The 13,181-nt window shown below is 62.0% G+C and carries 14 protein-coding genes; 13 read left to right on the top strand and 1 reads right to left on the bottom strand.

Going from position 1 to position 13,181, the window contains the following annotated elements:
• Position 1: 1 nt before the first annotated feature.
• The 12 genes from glyA (at position 2) to ACFWAD_RS26495 (ending at position 10,886) form a co-directional block, all read left to right on the top strand.
• Positions 2-1,327 carry a serine hydroxymethyltransferase gene (gene glyA / locus ACFWAD_RS26550; protein ID WP_378549228.1) on the top strand — a complete coding sequence of 442 codons (1,326 nt, stop codon included), beginning with the start codon at positions 2-4 and terminating at the stop codon, positions 1,325-1,327.
• Positions 1,324-2,511, top strand: coding sequence for a glycosyltransferase family 4 protein (locus ACFWAD_RS26545; protein ID WP_378549225.1), 1,188 nt, complete (start codon positions 1,324-1,326; stop codon positions 2,509-2,511). Before glyA ends, ACFWAD_RS26545 begins: the two co-directional genes overlap by 4 nt.
• A 32-nt stretch (positions 2,512-2,543) precedes the next feature.
• Positions 2,544-3,014 carry a hypothetical protein gene (locus ACFWAD_RS26540; RefSeq protein WP_378449328.1) on the top strand — a complete coding sequence of 157 codons (471 nt, stop codon included), beginning with the start codon at positions 2,544-2,546 and terminating at the stop codon, positions 3,012-3,014.
• Positions 3,015-3,294: 280 nt separating this feature from the next.
• Complete coding sequence (gene atpB, locus ACFWAD_RS26535; protein WP_042445557.1) at positions 3,295-4,122, top strand: F0F1 ATP synthase subunit A; 828 nt, start codon at positions 3,295-3,297, stop codon at positions 4,120-4,122.
• Between the two features lie 83 nt (positions 4,123-4,205).
• Positions 4,206-4,448 carry an ATP synthase F0 subunit C gene (locus ACFWAD_RS26530; RefSeq protein ID WP_003941327.1) on the top strand — a complete coding sequence of 81 codons (243 nt, stop codon included), beginning with the start codon at positions 4,206-4,208 and terminating at the stop codon, positions 4,446-4,448.
• Positions 4,449-4,455: 7 nt separating this feature from the next.
• Entirely contained in the window at positions 4,456-5,016 is a 561-nt protein-coding gene (locus ACFWAD_RS26525) for a F0F1 ATP synthase subunit B (RefSeq protein ID WP_003941337.1), read from the top strand.
• A 5-nt stretch (positions 5,017-5,021) separates the two neighbouring features.
• Complete coding sequence (locus ACFWAD_RS26520) at positions 5,022-5,846, top strand: F0F1 ATP synthase subunit delta (RefSeq protein WP_003941304.1); 825 nt, start codon at positions 5,022-5,024, stop codon at positions 5,844-5,846.
• 62 nt (positions 5,847-5,908) lie between these two features.
• On the top strand, positions 5,909-7,552 hold the full coding sequence (gene atpA / locus ACFWAD_RS26515) for a F0F1 ATP synthase subunit alpha (protein ID WP_007726218.1): 1,644 nt from the start codon (positions 5,909-5,911) through the stop codon (positions 7,550-7,552).
• Positions 7,553-7,600: 48 nt separating this feature from the next.
• On the top strand, positions 7,601-8,584 hold the full coding sequence (locus ACFWAD_RS26510) for a F0F1 ATP synthase subunit gamma (protein ID WP_003941320.1): 984 nt from the start codon (positions 7,601-7,603) through the stop codon (positions 8,582-8,584).
• A 3-nt stretch (positions 8,585-8,587) separates the two neighbouring features.
• Positions 8,588-10,039, top strand: a complete 1,452-nt coding sequence (gene atpD, locus ACFWAD_RS26505) for a F0F1 ATP synthase subunit beta (protein ID WP_003941349.1) — start codon at positions 8,588-8,590, stop codon at positions 10,037-10,039.
• Between the two features lie 6 nt (positions 10,040-10,045).
• A complete protein-coding gene (locus ACFWAD_RS26500) occupies positions 10,046-10,414 on the top strand; it encodes a F0F1 ATP synthase subunit epsilon (RefSeq protein ID WP_003941287.1) in 369 nt (122 codons plus the stop codon).
• A gap of 49 nt (positions 10,415-10,463) precedes the next feature.
• Positions 10,464-10,886: a DUF2550 domain-containing protein gene (locus ACFWAD_RS26495; RefSeq protein WP_276117342.1), complete on the top strand. Its 423-nt coding sequence runs from the start codon at positions 10,464-10,466 to the stop codon at positions 10,884-10,886.
• Positions 10,887-10,896: 10 nt separating this feature from the next.
• On the opposite strand, the gene ACFWAD_RS26490 is transcribed toward ACFWAD_RS26495, so the two are convergent.
• On the bottom strand, positions 10,897-11,469 hold the full coding sequence (locus ACFWAD_RS26490) for a cob(I)yrinic acid a,c-diamide adenosyltransferase (RefSeq protein ID WP_378549222.1): 573 nt from the start codon (positions 11,467-11,469) through the stop codon (positions 10,897-10,899).
• 54 nt (positions 11,470-11,523) lie between these two features.
• On the opposite strand from ACFWAD_RS26490, the gene murA reads away from it, so the two are divergent.
• Positions 11,524-12,783 (top strand): UDP-N-acetylglucosamine 1-carboxyvinyltransferase, encoded by a 1,260-nt coding sequence (gene murA / locus ACFWAD_RS26485; RefSeq protein ID WP_095971611.1) that lies wholly within the window; start codon positions 11,524-11,526, stop codon positions 12,781-12,783.
• Positions 12,784-13,181 lie beyond the last annotated feature (398 nt).

The following is a 13,181-nucleotide window of genomic DNA, read 5'->3' as shown; positions in this document are numbered from 1 at the left end:
GATGGTCGGCGCCGGCGGCGAGCGCGCGGGGGAATCCACGTACTGGGGACCGGATTTCGGTGAGCTTGCCACGGCAGATCCCGAGATCGCGGCTATTGCGCTGGCCGAACTCGAGCGTCAGCGCGGCGGGCTTCAACTCATCGCGAGCGAGAACTTCACCAGCCCCGCGGTCCTGGCCGCCTTGGGTTCGACCCTGAGCAACAAGTACGCCGAGGGTTATCCGGGTCGGCGTTACTACGGCGGGTGCGAGTATGTCGACGCAGCCGAGAATCTGGCGATCGACCGGGCAAAAGCACTGTTCGGCGCTGAGCACGTCAACGTCCAACCGCATTCGGGGGCCACTGCCAACCTCGCGGTGTACGCCGCATTCGCCAAGCCCGGCGACACCGTACTGGCGATGAGTTTGCCGCACGGCGGGCATCTGACTCACGGATCTCGGGTCAGCTTTTCGGGGCAGTGGTTCACCACCGTTCCCTATCACGTCGATTCGGCCACCGAATTGATCGACTACGACGAGGTTCGCGCCCTGGCTCTGGCGCACAAGCCGAAAATCATCGTCGCCGGCGCGACCGCGTACTCCCGCACCATCGACTTCGCAGCCTTCCGCGCGATCGCAGACGAGGTCGGTGCGATCCTGTGGGTCGATGCCGCCCACTTCATCGGACTCGTGGCGGGCCAGGCGATACCGTCGTGCGTTCCGTATGCCGACGTAGTGTCCGCGACGACGCACAAGGTGCTCAGGGGCCCGCGCGGTGGAATGATCCTGTGCCGCAGCCGGCATGCCTCGGCTGTCGATCGCGCGGTCTTCCCCTTCATCCAGGGTGGGCCGATGATGCACGCGATCGCAGCAAAGGCAGTGGCATTCAAAGAAGCGTCGACACCGGAATATCGTTGGTATGCACAGGAAGTGGTTGCCAACGCGTCGGCGCTCGCGCAGTCGTTGGAAGCTCGCGGTCTGCGCACCGTGTCCGGTGGAACCGACACCCATCTGGCGCTTCTCGATCTGCGCGCAAGCGGGGTCACCGGAGTCGACGCCGAGCGCAGGTGCGGCCTGGCATCGATCACTCTCAACAAGAACGCAATTCCGTTCGATCCGCAATCGCCGGCCGTCACGTCCGGCATCCGTGTCGGATCCGCAGCCGTGACGACACAGGGTTTCAACCGTTCCGACATGAGCATCGTGGGGGAGTTGATCGCGCGCGCAGTTGTCGCGGACCCCGCCACTACGTCCGGTGAGGCCGAGTTGGCATCAGTTGCCGACGGCGTTCGCGAACTGGTTCGGGCAAAGCCTGCCTATCCCCGCCAAACGGGTGATCTCGCGCAGTGATCACTACCTACGAAGCGACCTCATATCTTGCACAGGGGGGCGGGGGAGCAGGTGTCCCCATCCGTGAACTGCTGCTCGTGCTGTGCACGGCGGCGGTGGTGACCTACTTGGCGACTGGCGCAGTCCGGTTGTTCGCGCTGCGGTTCGGCGCTGTCGCCATACCGCGTGATCGGGACGTGCATGTCGAGCCGATTCCGCGTCTCGGTGGCGTCGGAATGTACATCGGCATGGCTGTCGGCCTGCTGTTCGCCCAGCAATTGCCCGCGCTCACAAGGGGTTTCGGCTTCGGGAGTCCTGACGTTCATGCCGCACTCGTTGCGGGAGCCGTCATCGTCCTCGTGGGCGTGATCGACGACAGGTGGGGTCTCGACGCTCTCACCAAGTTCGTGGGTCAGGTGACTGCTGCCGGAGTTCTTGTCGTGATGGGCGTCAGTTGGTTCATCATCTACAACCCGTTCGGCGGTGACGGCGGGTCCACCATCATTCTCGATCAGATTCAATCCGGACTGTTCACGGTTGCTGTTGCCGTGGCAACCATCAACGCCATGAACTTCGTCGACGGTCTCGACGGGCTGGCCGCCGGGTTGGGGCTTATCGCTGCCCTGGCCATCCTCATCTTCTCGATCGGTCTACTCCACGATCAGGGCGGCGACGCGAGTGTCTACCCGCCGGCGATGATTGCCGCGGCATTGGCAGGCGCTTGTCTCGGTTTTCTTCCACACAACTTCAACCCGGCGCGAATTTTCATGGGCGATTCCGGGTCGATGTTGATCGGTCTGATGCTGGCCGCGATCTCCACCAGCGCGTCCGGACGCATTCCGCTTGCTGCCTACGGAACCCGGGATCTGGTCGGCCTTCTTGCGCCGTTGTTGCTGGTCGGGGCCGTGATGTTCATCCCGATGCTGGACATGTTCCTGGCCGTGATCCGCCGGACGAAAGCGGGCGTCAGTCCGTTCAGTCCGGACAAGATGCACCTGCATCATCGACTCTTGCAGATCGGACACTCGCACCGACGAGTCGTGCTGGTCATCTACCTGTGGGTCAGCGTTCTGGCCTTCGGCGCGGTCGGATCGTCGCTGCTCAATCGGCAACTGGTTGTCGTACTCGTTGCGGCAGGTTTGGTCCTTGCACTGTTCTTCACCGCCGTGCCGTCTTTGATCGATCGCAAGCAGCAGCGGCGCTAGCCACTTTTTCCGATCCATTACCCTTGGGCATCGTGACGAACACGCCGCAGCCTGTACCTGCCTCGCAACCCATCCCTGATTCGACCGCCGCCATGAAGTCGGCCGTGAAGTGGGGTGTCATGGGGCTGATCGCGCTGGCCGTGGTCGGCGCGCTCCTGGGCGGGCTCTTCGCCGGTAAGGAAGGCGTCTACGGCGCTTTGATCGGCGCAGCTGTCGGCGGCGGGTTCATCCTGTTCACGGCGCTGGGCGTGCTGCTCACGGCAAAGCTGCCCGCGCTCACGGCCGGCGCAGTTCTGCTCGGTACCTGGCTGCTGAAGATGATTCTCGCGATGGTGGTTCTGTTTGTCCTTTCGGACATGGATTTCTACAACAAGACCGCCCTCGTCCTGGTCATCATCATGTCGCTGGTCGTGGTGCTCGGAGCGGAGACCTACGGTGTTCTGGGAACCAAAACTCCGTACGTCGATCCCACTCCCAGCAGCAACGTCGACGACGCTGAGTAGTACTACAAGACGTAACTAATCGGACTTCCAGGTACCCCATCTACACAATGTCGTAGATGACTTGATAAGGTTCGGTTCAAGCGAGAGCAATGGTGGGCCGAGTAACACTCAGCCGACGATGCCATGTGCTCGCAGGTGGTCGAAATTCTGACCGCTGAGTCGACGAGAGTCGCCGACACCGACAGACGCCAGGCCCCTCTAGGGTTCTCCAGCTGCTGACGAATGCGCGAGTCGAACTTGTCGACTTGTAGATCGTCAATGTCCGATCGAACCGCAGTCAATGATGGCTGCGGACCGACTACGGGAGAGAACGCTGAGCGTCACCACCCTGGCCGCGGATGAATTCCATGCGCCGTCACTAGACGATTTTTTCCCGCCCTCCGTGTTGATTCACGCGGGCCCCTTCGAGCTCGACCGTCTGATGCTGATCCGTCTGCTGATGTCGGTGCTGGTCGCAGCGTTCTTCGTGATCGCGATGCGCAGCCCTCGACTGGTTCCCCGCGGACTTCAGAACGCAGCTGAGCTTGCGCTCGACTTCGTTCGCATCAACATCGCCGAGGAGATCCTGGGCAAGGAACAGGGCAAGCGCTTCCTGCCGGTCATCACGACGATCTTCTTCATCGTGGTCGCCAGCAACCTGGCCAGCATCATTCCTTTCCTGAACATCTCGCCGAACGCGCGAATCGGTATGCCGCTGGTACTCGCAGCGCTCGCCTACATCGTGTTCAACTACGTGGGAATCAAGAAGTACGGCTTCTTCAAGTACGTCAAGAGCAGCATCGTCGTTCCCGGCGTCCCGCTGCCCTTGCACTTCCTGTTGGTGCCCATCGAGTTCATCTCGACCTTCATCCTGCGTCCGTTCACGCTGATGGTTCGTCTTATGGCCAACATGTTGGCCGGCCACATCCTGCTGGTGCTGTTCTTCAGCGCGACGAACTACTTCTTCTTCGTGTCCGGCGGATTCCAGGCAATCTTCGGTGTTCCGTCGATCATTGCCGGTATCGCATTCACGTTCTTCGAGCTGCTGGTCATCTTCCTGCAGGCTTACGTGTTCGCGCTGCTGACCGCGGTGTACATCGATCTGGCGCTCCACGCCGACGAGCACTGACCTTTTACCTCCTCACCAGCTACACCAAGAACTGAGCCTCTTGCCGAATCCGGCGGAGGTCAACAGAAAGGGAATGGAACACCATGAGCATCGCTTACCTCGCTCAGGAAGTTGTCGAGACCAAGTCGCGCGGCTACGGAGCCATCGGCTACGGCCTCGCAGCAATCGGCCCCGGCATCGGCGTGGGCATCGTTGTGGGCAAGGCAATCGAAGGCATGGTCCGCCAGCCCGAGATGGCCGGCCAGGTTCGTACCACCATGTTCCTCGGTATTGCATTCACCGAGGCCCTCGCGCTGATCGGCCTCGTCGCCGGCTTCATCTTCTAAGACCGACATGGCAGCCACCATCGCAATTCTCGCGGCGGAGGGGACGACTGAACACAATCCCCTCATCCCCGAGACATACGACATCGTGTGGTCCGCGGTCGCGCTCGTAGTAGTTGGTTTCGTCTTCTGGAAGCTCGTACTTCCGAAGTTCCAGAAGGTCTTGGCCGAACGCACCGAGCAGATCGAGGGCGGCATCAAGAAAGCCGAAGACGCACAGGCGGAGGCAGCAGCAGCGCTCGAGCAGTACCGCGCACAGCTCGCCGAAGCTCGTACCGAGGCAGCGCAGATCCGTGAGGAAGCGCGTACCCAGGGTCAGCAGATCATCGCTGACATGAAGGTTCAGGCGCAGGACGAGAGCGACCGCATCGTGGCCGCAGGCCACAGCCAGCTCGTTGCCCAGCGCCAGCAGATCGTCGCTGAGCTCCGCTCGGATCTCGGCAAGACCGCTGTAGACCTGGCCGAGAAGGTCATCGGTGAGTCCCTCGCCGACGACGTGAAGCGCGCCGGAACGGTTGATCGATTCCTCAACGAGCTCGACACCGTCAGCGCTGATTCAGCCAGGAAGTGAGCAACATGTACGCAGCGAGCCGTGAAGCCTTGGCGCAGACTCGTTCTGCGCTGAGCAGTGCCCTGGGCGCCGTCTCTGCAGGAGCCGCAACTGCTGCTTCTGCTCAGGCTGGGTCCGAGCTCTTCTCGGTGGTCGAGGTACTCGACGGCCAGCGCGCTCTTCGCAGCGCGCTGGCTGACGCTTCGGCACCGGCCGCTGGTCGCCAGGCTTTGGCAGAGCAGTTGTTCTCCGGAAAGGTCGGCGCCGAGGCGCTCGCCACCGTGAAGGCAGCTGCAGGCCAGGACTGGTCTGCGGCCCGCGACTTGGTCAACTCGCTCGAACTGCTCGGACGCGAAGCTCTGCTCCGCGCCGCAGCCGATCAGAGCCAGTTGGACACCGTTGAGGACGAGCTCTTCCGTCTCGGTCGCATCGTGGCAGGGGATCCCAGCCTGGAGCAGACGCTCTCGGATCTGTCGGTTCCCGCAGCCCGCAAGCGTGAGTTCCTCTCCCGCTTGCTCTACGGCAAGGTCACCGCGGTCACCGAGGCACTCGCCGGACAGGCTGTCGGCCGGTTGAAGTCTGCACCCGCAGACACTTTCGATCAGCTGTCGAATCTTGCCGCAGCGCAGCGCGATACCACCGTTGCTCACGTTCGCAGCGCCTCGGCGTTGAGCTCGGAGCAGTCGGATCGCTTGGCGAGCACTCTTACCCGCACCTACGGGAAGCCGGTAGCAGTGCACGTCGAGGTCGATCCAGAACTCCTCAGCGGCTTGGTCGTCCGGGTGGGCGACGAGGTTATCGACGGCAGCGCAGCGGGTCGACTCGCAGCACTGCGGAAGAACCTCAAGTAGTCCTTCAGCCGAACACATACTCCAGATCTTTTCGAAGACCAGACACCGAGAGCAGGAAAAACATGGCGGAGCTGACGATCTCCTCCGACGAGATCCGTAGCGCGATCGACAACTACACCGCGAGCTACTCCCCGGAGGCCTCCCGTGAGGAGGTCGGCACAGTGACCGACACCAGTGACGGCATTGCGCACGTCTCTGGCCTGCCTTCGGCTATGTCCAACGAGCTGTTGGAGTTCCCCGGTGGAATCGTCGGCGTCGCGCTCAACCTGGATGCCACCGAAATCGGTGCCGTCATCCTTGGCGATTACCAGAACATCCAAGAAGGCCAGGAAGTAAAGCGCACGGGCGACGTTCTGTCGGTTCCCGTCGGCGATGCTTTCCTCGGCCGCGTCATCGACCCGCTGGGTGCGCCCATCGACGGCCTCGGCGAGATCGAGAGCACCGAAAACCGTGCACTCGAACTGCAGGCTGCTTCGGTGCTCGAGCGTCAGCCGGTCGAAGAGCCGCTCCAGACCGGTATCAAGGCTATCGACGCCATGACCCCGATCGGCCGCGGCCAGCGCCAGCTCATCATCGGCGACCGCAAGACCGGCAAGACCGCGGTCTGCATCGACGCCATCCTGAACCAGAAGGCCAACTGGGATTCCGGCGATGTCAACAAGCAGGTGCGCTGCATCTACGTTGCCATCGGTCAGAAGGGTTCCACCATCGCGGGCGTCAAGGCTGCCCTCGAGGAGAAGGGCGCGATGGAGTACACCACCATCGTTGCTGCTCCGGCATCTGATTCCGCAGGCTTCAAGTGGCTCGCACCGTACACCGGCTCGGCCATCGGCCAGCACTGGATGTACCAGGGCAAGCACGTTCTGGTCGTGTTCGACGACCTGACCAAGCAGGCAGAGGCGTACCGCGCCATCTCGCTCCTGCTGCGTCGCCCGCCGGGACGCGAGGCTTACCCCGGTGACGTCTTCTACTTGCACTCCCGTCTGCTGGAGCGTTCGGCGAAGCTGTCCGACGCACTCGGCGGTGGCTCGCTGACGGCTCTGCCGATCATCGAGACCAAGGCGAACGACGTCTCGGCTTACATCCCGACCAACGTCATCTCCATCACCGACGGTCAGGTGTTCCTCGAGTCCGACCTGTTCAACAAGGGCGTTCGCCCCGCGATCAACGTCGGTATCTCGGTCTCCCGCGTCGGTGGCGCTGCACAGACCAAGGGCATGAAGAAGGTTTCCGGTTCGCTGCGTCTGGAACTGGCTCAGTTCCGTGAGCTCGAAGCGTTCTCCGCCTTCGCATCCGACCTCGACGCTGCCTCCAAGGCTCAGCTCGAGCGCGGTGCCCGTCTGGTCGAGCTGCTCAAGCAGGATCAGTACAGCCCGATCCCCGTCGAGGACCAGATCGTCTCGATCTACCTCGCCGGCGAAGGCATCTTCGACAGCGTTCCGATCGGCGACGTCCGTCGCTTCGAGAAGGAACTGCTCGAAGACCTCAAGCACTCGGCTGCAGGCGTCTACTCCAGCATCAACGGCGGTAAGGCACTCGATGCCGACAACGCTGCTGAGCTGATCGCTGCAACGAACAAGTTCAAGGAAGGCTTCATCGCATCCGACGGAAGCCGGGTCGTGAACGAAGCCGAGGCTGACGCTTTGGGCGCCGACGAGGTCGCGAACGAGCAGATCAACGTCAAGCGCAAGACCGTCAGCAAGTGACGTACGCGCCCATGACACTGCGAATTCCGAAGGGAGAGTGATTGATCGATGGCGAGCATTCTCGAATTGCGGTCTCGTATCAAGTCGGTCAACTCGACCAAGAAGATCACCAAGGCACAGGAACTGATCGCGACTTCGCGTATCACCAAGGCTCAGATTCGCGTCGCCGCGTCCAAGCCGTATGCCGAGGAGATCACGAAGGTACTCACCGAATTGGCGAGTGCGTCTGCTTCGCTCGATCACCCGTTGCTCAACGAGCGTCCGGAGCCCAAGCGGGCTGCCGTGCTTGTTGTCACCAGTGACCGCGGCATGTGTGGCGGCTACAACTCCAACGTCCTCAAGCAGGCAGAAGAGCTCATGGCTCTCCTCCGCAGCGAGGGCAAGGAGCCGGTCGTCTACGTGCTCGGTTCCAAGGGGCTTGGCTACTACACGTTCCGCGGCCGAGACATCGGTGCTGCGTGGACGGGCTTCTCGCAGGATCCGGGTTACTCGGATGCAGCGAAGGCCAGCCGCCACCTGGTGGAGCTGTTCATGGCTGGTTCGGGTAACCAGGTTGCCGCTCCGAACGGTGAAGGCACGATCGAGGGCGTCGACGAACTCCATATCGTCTACACCCGTTTCGTGTCGATGCTGACGCAGACTCCCGAGGTTCGCCGCATGGCTCCTCTCGAGGTCTTCGTGTCGGAAGAGCGCATCGAACTCGGTGACGACATGCTGACCAACGGCCACGACGACGACCATGACAATGGCCCCGTCGCGGACTTCAGCTTCGAGCCCGAGCCCGAGAAGCTTCTCGGCGCTCTTCTCCCGAAGTACGTCAGCACTCGTATCTTCTCGTCGCTTCTCGATGCTGCGGCATCGGAGTCGGCAGCCCGTCGTACAGCTATGAAGGCCGCGACGGACAACGCAAACGAACTGGTGAACACGTTGAGCCGTCAGGCCAACCAGGCTCGCCAGGCCCAGATCACCCAGGAAATCAGCGAGATCGTCGGCGGCGCCAACGCGCTCGCCTCGAGCGCAGGAAGTGACTAGCACATGACCGCAGCAGTAACCGAAAACAACGGGGCAGGTTCGGCTTCGGCCGTAGCCGGCCGCGTCGTGCGGGTCATCGGTCCCGTCGTGGACGTTGAATTCCCGCGTGGCGCTGTTCCTGAACTGTTCAACGCCCTGAACGCCGAGATCACGCTTCCCTCGGTCGCCAAGACGCTGACGCTCGAGGTTGCACAGCACCTCGGTGACAACCTGGTCCGCACCGTCTCCATGCAGCCCACCGACGGCCTCGTCCGCGGCACTGCAGTGACCGACTCGGGCAAGCCGATCTCGGTTCCCGTCGGTGACGTCGTCAAGGGCCACGTGTTCAACGCACTGGGCGATTGCCTCGACACCCCGGGCCTCGGCCGCGACGGCGAGCAGTGGGGCATCCACCGCAAGCCACCAGCCTTCGATCAGCTCGAAGGTAAGACCGAGATCCTCGAGACCGGCATCAAGGTCATCGACCTTCTCACCCCGTACGTCAAGGGTGGAAAGATCGGCCTGTTCGGTGGCGCCGGTGTCGGCAAGACCGTTCTGATCCAGGAAATGATCACGCGTATCGCTCGCGAGTTCTCGGGCACCTCGGTGTTCGCAGGCGTCGGTGAGCGTACCCGTGAGGGCACCGACCTCCACCTGGAAATGGAAGAGATGGGCGTCCTCCAGGACACCGCCCTTGTCTTCGGCCAGATGGACGAGCCGCCCGGAACGCGTATGCGCGTCGCCCTGTCCGCACTGACGATGGCGGAGTACTTCCGCGACGTTCAGGGCCAGGACGTTCTGCTGTTCATCGACAACATCTTCCGCTTCACGCAGGCAGGTTCCGAGGTTTCCACCCTCCTCGGCCGTATGCCTTCGGCAGTGGGCTACCAGCCCACGCTGGCGGACGAGATGGGTGAGCTCCAGGAGCGCATCACCTCGACCCGTGGTCGCTCGATCACCTCGCTGCAGGCTATTTACGTGCCCGCCGACGACTACACCGACCCCGCGCCGGCTACGACGTTCGCGCACCTCGATGCCACCACCGAGCTCTCGCGCCCGATTTCGCAGATGGGTATCTACCCCGCTGTGGATCCGCTGAGCTCGACCTCCCGCATCCTGGAGCCCGGCATCGTCGGTGCAGAGCACTTCCGCGTTGCCAACGAGGTCAAGCGCATCCTGCAGAAGTACAAGGAACTGCAGGACATCATCGCCATCCTCGGTATGGACGAGCTTCAGGAAGAGGACAAGGTCCTCGTCGGCCGCGCCCGTCGTATCCAGAAGTTCCTCGGCCAGAACTTCATCGTTGCCGAGAAGTTCACCGGTGAGCCCGGCTCCGTCGTGCCGCTCCGCGACACGATCGAAGCCTTCGACCGCGTCTGCAAGGGCGAGTTCGACCACCTGCCCGAGCAGGCATTCAACAGCTGCGGTGGACTCGACGACGTCGAGGCTGCAGCCAAGAAGATGGCCGGGAAGTAGTCCACGATGGCTGAGATGACCGTAGAACTCGTTGCCGTCGAGCAGCGCTTGTGGTCTGGTTCGGCGACGCTGGTCAGCGCTCAGACCACCGAGGGTGAAATCGGAATCATGCCTGGGCATGAGCCGGTCCTCGGTCAGCTGATCGAGGGCGGAACCGTGTCGATCACCTCGGTCGACGGCGAGCGTATCGTTGCTGCAGTACACGGAGGATTCCTCTCCGTCACTGCGACGACGGTGACGATCCTTGCCGAGTCCGCGGACATGGCACAGGACATCGACGTCGAGGCAGCCAAGGCTGTCTTGGCCGAGAACTCGGGCGACCTCGAAGCGATTGCGGTCGCCAAGGGTCAGCTCCGGGCCGTCGAGCGCGCGTAAGTTACTCGAGTAAAGCCGCGACGGGAGCCGACGAACAGTGACATTCGGAATGACTGTATTGATCATTCTGGTTGTGCTGCTCGCGGTTCTCGTCGCGGCTTTTCTGTATCGTCTTGTAGTTTTGCGCCGAGGCGGTACTGCTGCACTGCTTCGTGTCTTGCCATCCCCGGGGGACAGCGGGTGGCGGCACGGAATCATTCGCTACGGCGAAACCACTTTCGTTTTTTTCAAGCTGTCGAGTCTGCGGCCCGGCCCGGACTCCAGAATTGATCGTCAAGGTATCGAGGTCGAGAGCCGTCGCTCTCCTTCAGGCACCGAATTCGACATCATGAGCGACGACATCGTCGTCGTGAAGGTGAACGACGGATCGTCGGCCTACGAAATCGCTTTGGACAGTGGGGCATTGACAGCTTTCCTGTCCTGGGTCGAGTCGCGGCCGGACGGGCGCGCCCGTAGGCGACGCACCGCCTGACCGGTCCCGCTCAAGCCCCGGCGCCGGGCTTCCAGAGCACATCGCCTTCCGGATTTGCCACTCTTCCCATGATGAAGAGCAGATCCGACAACCTGTTGAGGTATTTCGCGGGGAGGACGCTTGTGTCTTCCGGGTTCGCATCGATGGCGGACCAGGCCGCACGCTCCGCACGCCGTGAGACGGTTCTTGCTACGTGAAGCAGAGATCCCAGGGCAGTTCCGCCCGGCAGAATGAACGAATTCAACGGTGCCAGTTGCTCATTGAGCTCATCGCACCATCCTTCGAGTCGATCGATGTAAGCCTGAGTCACTCGCAGTGGTGGGTACTTCGGATTCTCGACTACAGGGGTGGACAAGTCGGCCCCTGCGTCGAAGAGGTCGTTCTGGATCTGGCGCAGCATCGCGAGGAGATTCTCCGGGGGAGTGCCGAGGGCAACGGCCACACCGATCGCTGCATTGGTCTCGTCGCAATCCGCGTAGGCGATCAGACGCGGATCGTTCTTGGACACGCGGGAAAAATCGCTGAGGCCCGTGGTCCCGTCGTCGCCGGTCCGGGTGTAGATCTTCGTCAGGTGAACAGACATAGGGCTACGGTACCGGCGCGGTGCCGACGAGGTTGTGGCTCTAGGCTGTGAACCGTGAGTGAGCACTTTCTTGTGACCGGGGGTAACCGCCTCGAAGGTGAAGTACTGGTGGGAGGGGCCAAGAACAGTGTGTTGAAGCTGATGGCCGCTGCGCTGTTGGCCGAAGGCACAACTGTCGTGACCAACTGCCCGGACATTCTCGACGTACCCCTGATGGCGGACGTCTTGCGAGGTCTGGGCTGCGAAGTTGAACTCGAAGACTCCGAAGTGCGGATCACGACGCCGGCCGAGCCGAAGTATCACGCTGACTTCGACGCGGTGAAACAGTTTCGGGCGTCGGTGTGTGTGCTTGGTCCGCTGGTTGCGCGTTGTCGGCGCGCTGTCGTCGCCTTGCCTGGCGGCGATGCCATCGGTTCGAGGCCCCTCGACATGCACCAATCCGGGCTCCGCCTGTTGGGTGCGCGCAGCGAGATCGAGCATGGTTGTGTAGTTGCCGAGGCAGATGACCTGCACGGCGCGAACATTCGCCTGGTGTTCCCGTCGGTGGGTGCAACCGAGAACATCTTGATGGCAGCGGTCCTCGCCCGTGGTGAGACCGTGATCGACAACGCTGCACGTGAGCCCGAGATCGTGGATCTGTGCAACATGCTCAACGAGATGGGCGCCAAGGTGTCGGGCGGCGGAAGTTCGACGCTCACCATTCAAGGCGTCCGCAAGTTGGAACCGACTACGCACCGTGTCATCGGTGATCGGATCGTCGCTGCAACGTGGGGCGTCGCAGCCTCTATGACCAGGGGTGATGTCCGCGTTCGCGGGGTGAACCACAAGCATCTCGGACTGGTCCTCGACAAGCTTCGGACAGCCGGCGCGGAGGTGACGCCCGAGGTCGACGGCTTCCGTGTCATCCAGCGAGAACGGCCTAAGGCGGTCAATTTCGCAACCTTGCCTTACCCCGGATTCCCCACCGACCTGCAGCCGATGGCAATCGGTTTGGCTGCGGTTGCCGAGGGCACGTCGATGATCACCGAGAACGTGTTCGAATCACGCTTCCGATTTGTCGAGGAAATGATCCGACTCGGCGCCGACGCTCGTACTGATGGCCACCATGCTGTGATCCGCGGCGTTCCAGTGTTGTCGAGTGCGCCGGTGTGGTCTTCGGACATTCGGGCCGGCGCCGGGCTCGTGCTTGCCGGCTTGGTCGCGGACGGAACCACCGAAGTTCACGACATCTTCCACATCGACCGTGGGTACCCGCGATTCGTCGAGAATCTCCGTGGACTCGGGGGAGTGATCGAGCGGGTGGGCACCGAATAGGTATCGGTGCTCGGCGTCACACTCGGGCCTAGTCGTCGTTGGTGGAATGACAAAACTGTCTGACCTGGCCTTGGCTGACCAATTCGCTGTAGTGACCAGGCGATTTGTGAATTGATTGAAGGTTCGCGTAACTTATTCCAAGTCAGAGCGACACGGACACCGACTCCCGCTTCACGGCGAGTGACACGAGGTTGTACGAAGTGCCTGACCAAATTTCGAAGTAGTTTCCATCATGTATGGTTGTGCTTCACCTCCAGTTCTTCCCCGAATGTTTAGCGGTTTGCGCCGATGATCATGATGGGATAGGCTGGAAAAGTTGCCCCGGAGCGGCGGCCATAGGGTCGTGGTGATGGTGTGTGCGTGTTCTTTGAGAACTCAACAGTGTGTCGATGAATGTC

The organism is Rhodococcus sp. NPDC059969 (assembly GCF_042738325.1).
Classification (GTDB): domain Bacteria; phylum Actinomycetota; class Actinomycetes; order Mycobacteriales; family Mycobacteriaceae; genus Rhodococcus_F.
This window is presented reverse-complemented; position numbering and strand designations above follow the sequence as displayed.

Excerpts from the sequence above, each read along its gene's own strand:
- glyA (WP_378549228.1), top strand. The coding sequence starts at position 2 with ATGGTCGGCGCCGGCGGCGAGCGCGCGGGGGAATCCACGTACTGGGGA.
- atpB (WP_042445557.1), top strand. The coding sequence starts at position 3,295 with ATGATGGCTGCGGACCGACTACGGGAGAGAACGCTGAGCGTCACCACC.
- ACFWAD_RS26530 (WP_003941327.1), top strand. The coding sequence starts at position 4,206 with ATGAGCATCGCTTACCTCGCTCAGGAAGTTGTCGAGACCAAGTCGCGC.
- ACFWAD_RS26525 (WP_003941337.1), top strand. The coding sequence starts at position 4,456 with ATGGCAGCCACCATCGCAATTCTCGCGGCGGAGGGGACGACTGAACAC.
- ACFWAD_RS26520 (WP_003941304.1), top strand. The coding sequence starts at position 5,022 with ATGTACGCAGCGAGCCGTGAAGCCTTGGCGCAGACTCGTTCTGCGCTG.
- atpA (WP_007726218.1), top strand. The coding sequence starts at position 5,909 with ATGGCGGAGCTGACGATCTCCTCCGACGAGATCCGTAGCGCGATCGAC.
- ACFWAD_RS26510 (WP_003941320.1), top strand. The coding sequence starts at position 7,601 with ATGGCGAGCATTCTCGAATTGCGGTCTCGTATCAAGTCGGTCAACTCG.
- atpD (WP_003941349.1), top strand. The coding sequence starts at position 8,588 with ATGACCGCAGCAGTAACCGAAAACAACGGGGCAGGTTCGGCTTCGGCC.
- ACFWAD_RS26500 (WP_003941287.1), top strand. The coding sequence starts at position 10,046 with ATGGCTGAGATGACCGTAGAACTCGTTGCCGTCGAGCAGCGCTTGTGG.
- ACFWAD_RS26495 (WP_276117342.1), top strand. The coding sequence starts at position 10,464 with ATGACTGTATTGATCATTCTGGTTGTGCTGCTCGCGGTTCTCGTCGCG.
- ACFWAD_RS26490 (WP_378549222.1), bottom strand. The coding sequence starts at position 11,469 with ATGTCTGTTCACCTGACGAAGATCTACACCCGGACCGGCGACGACGGG.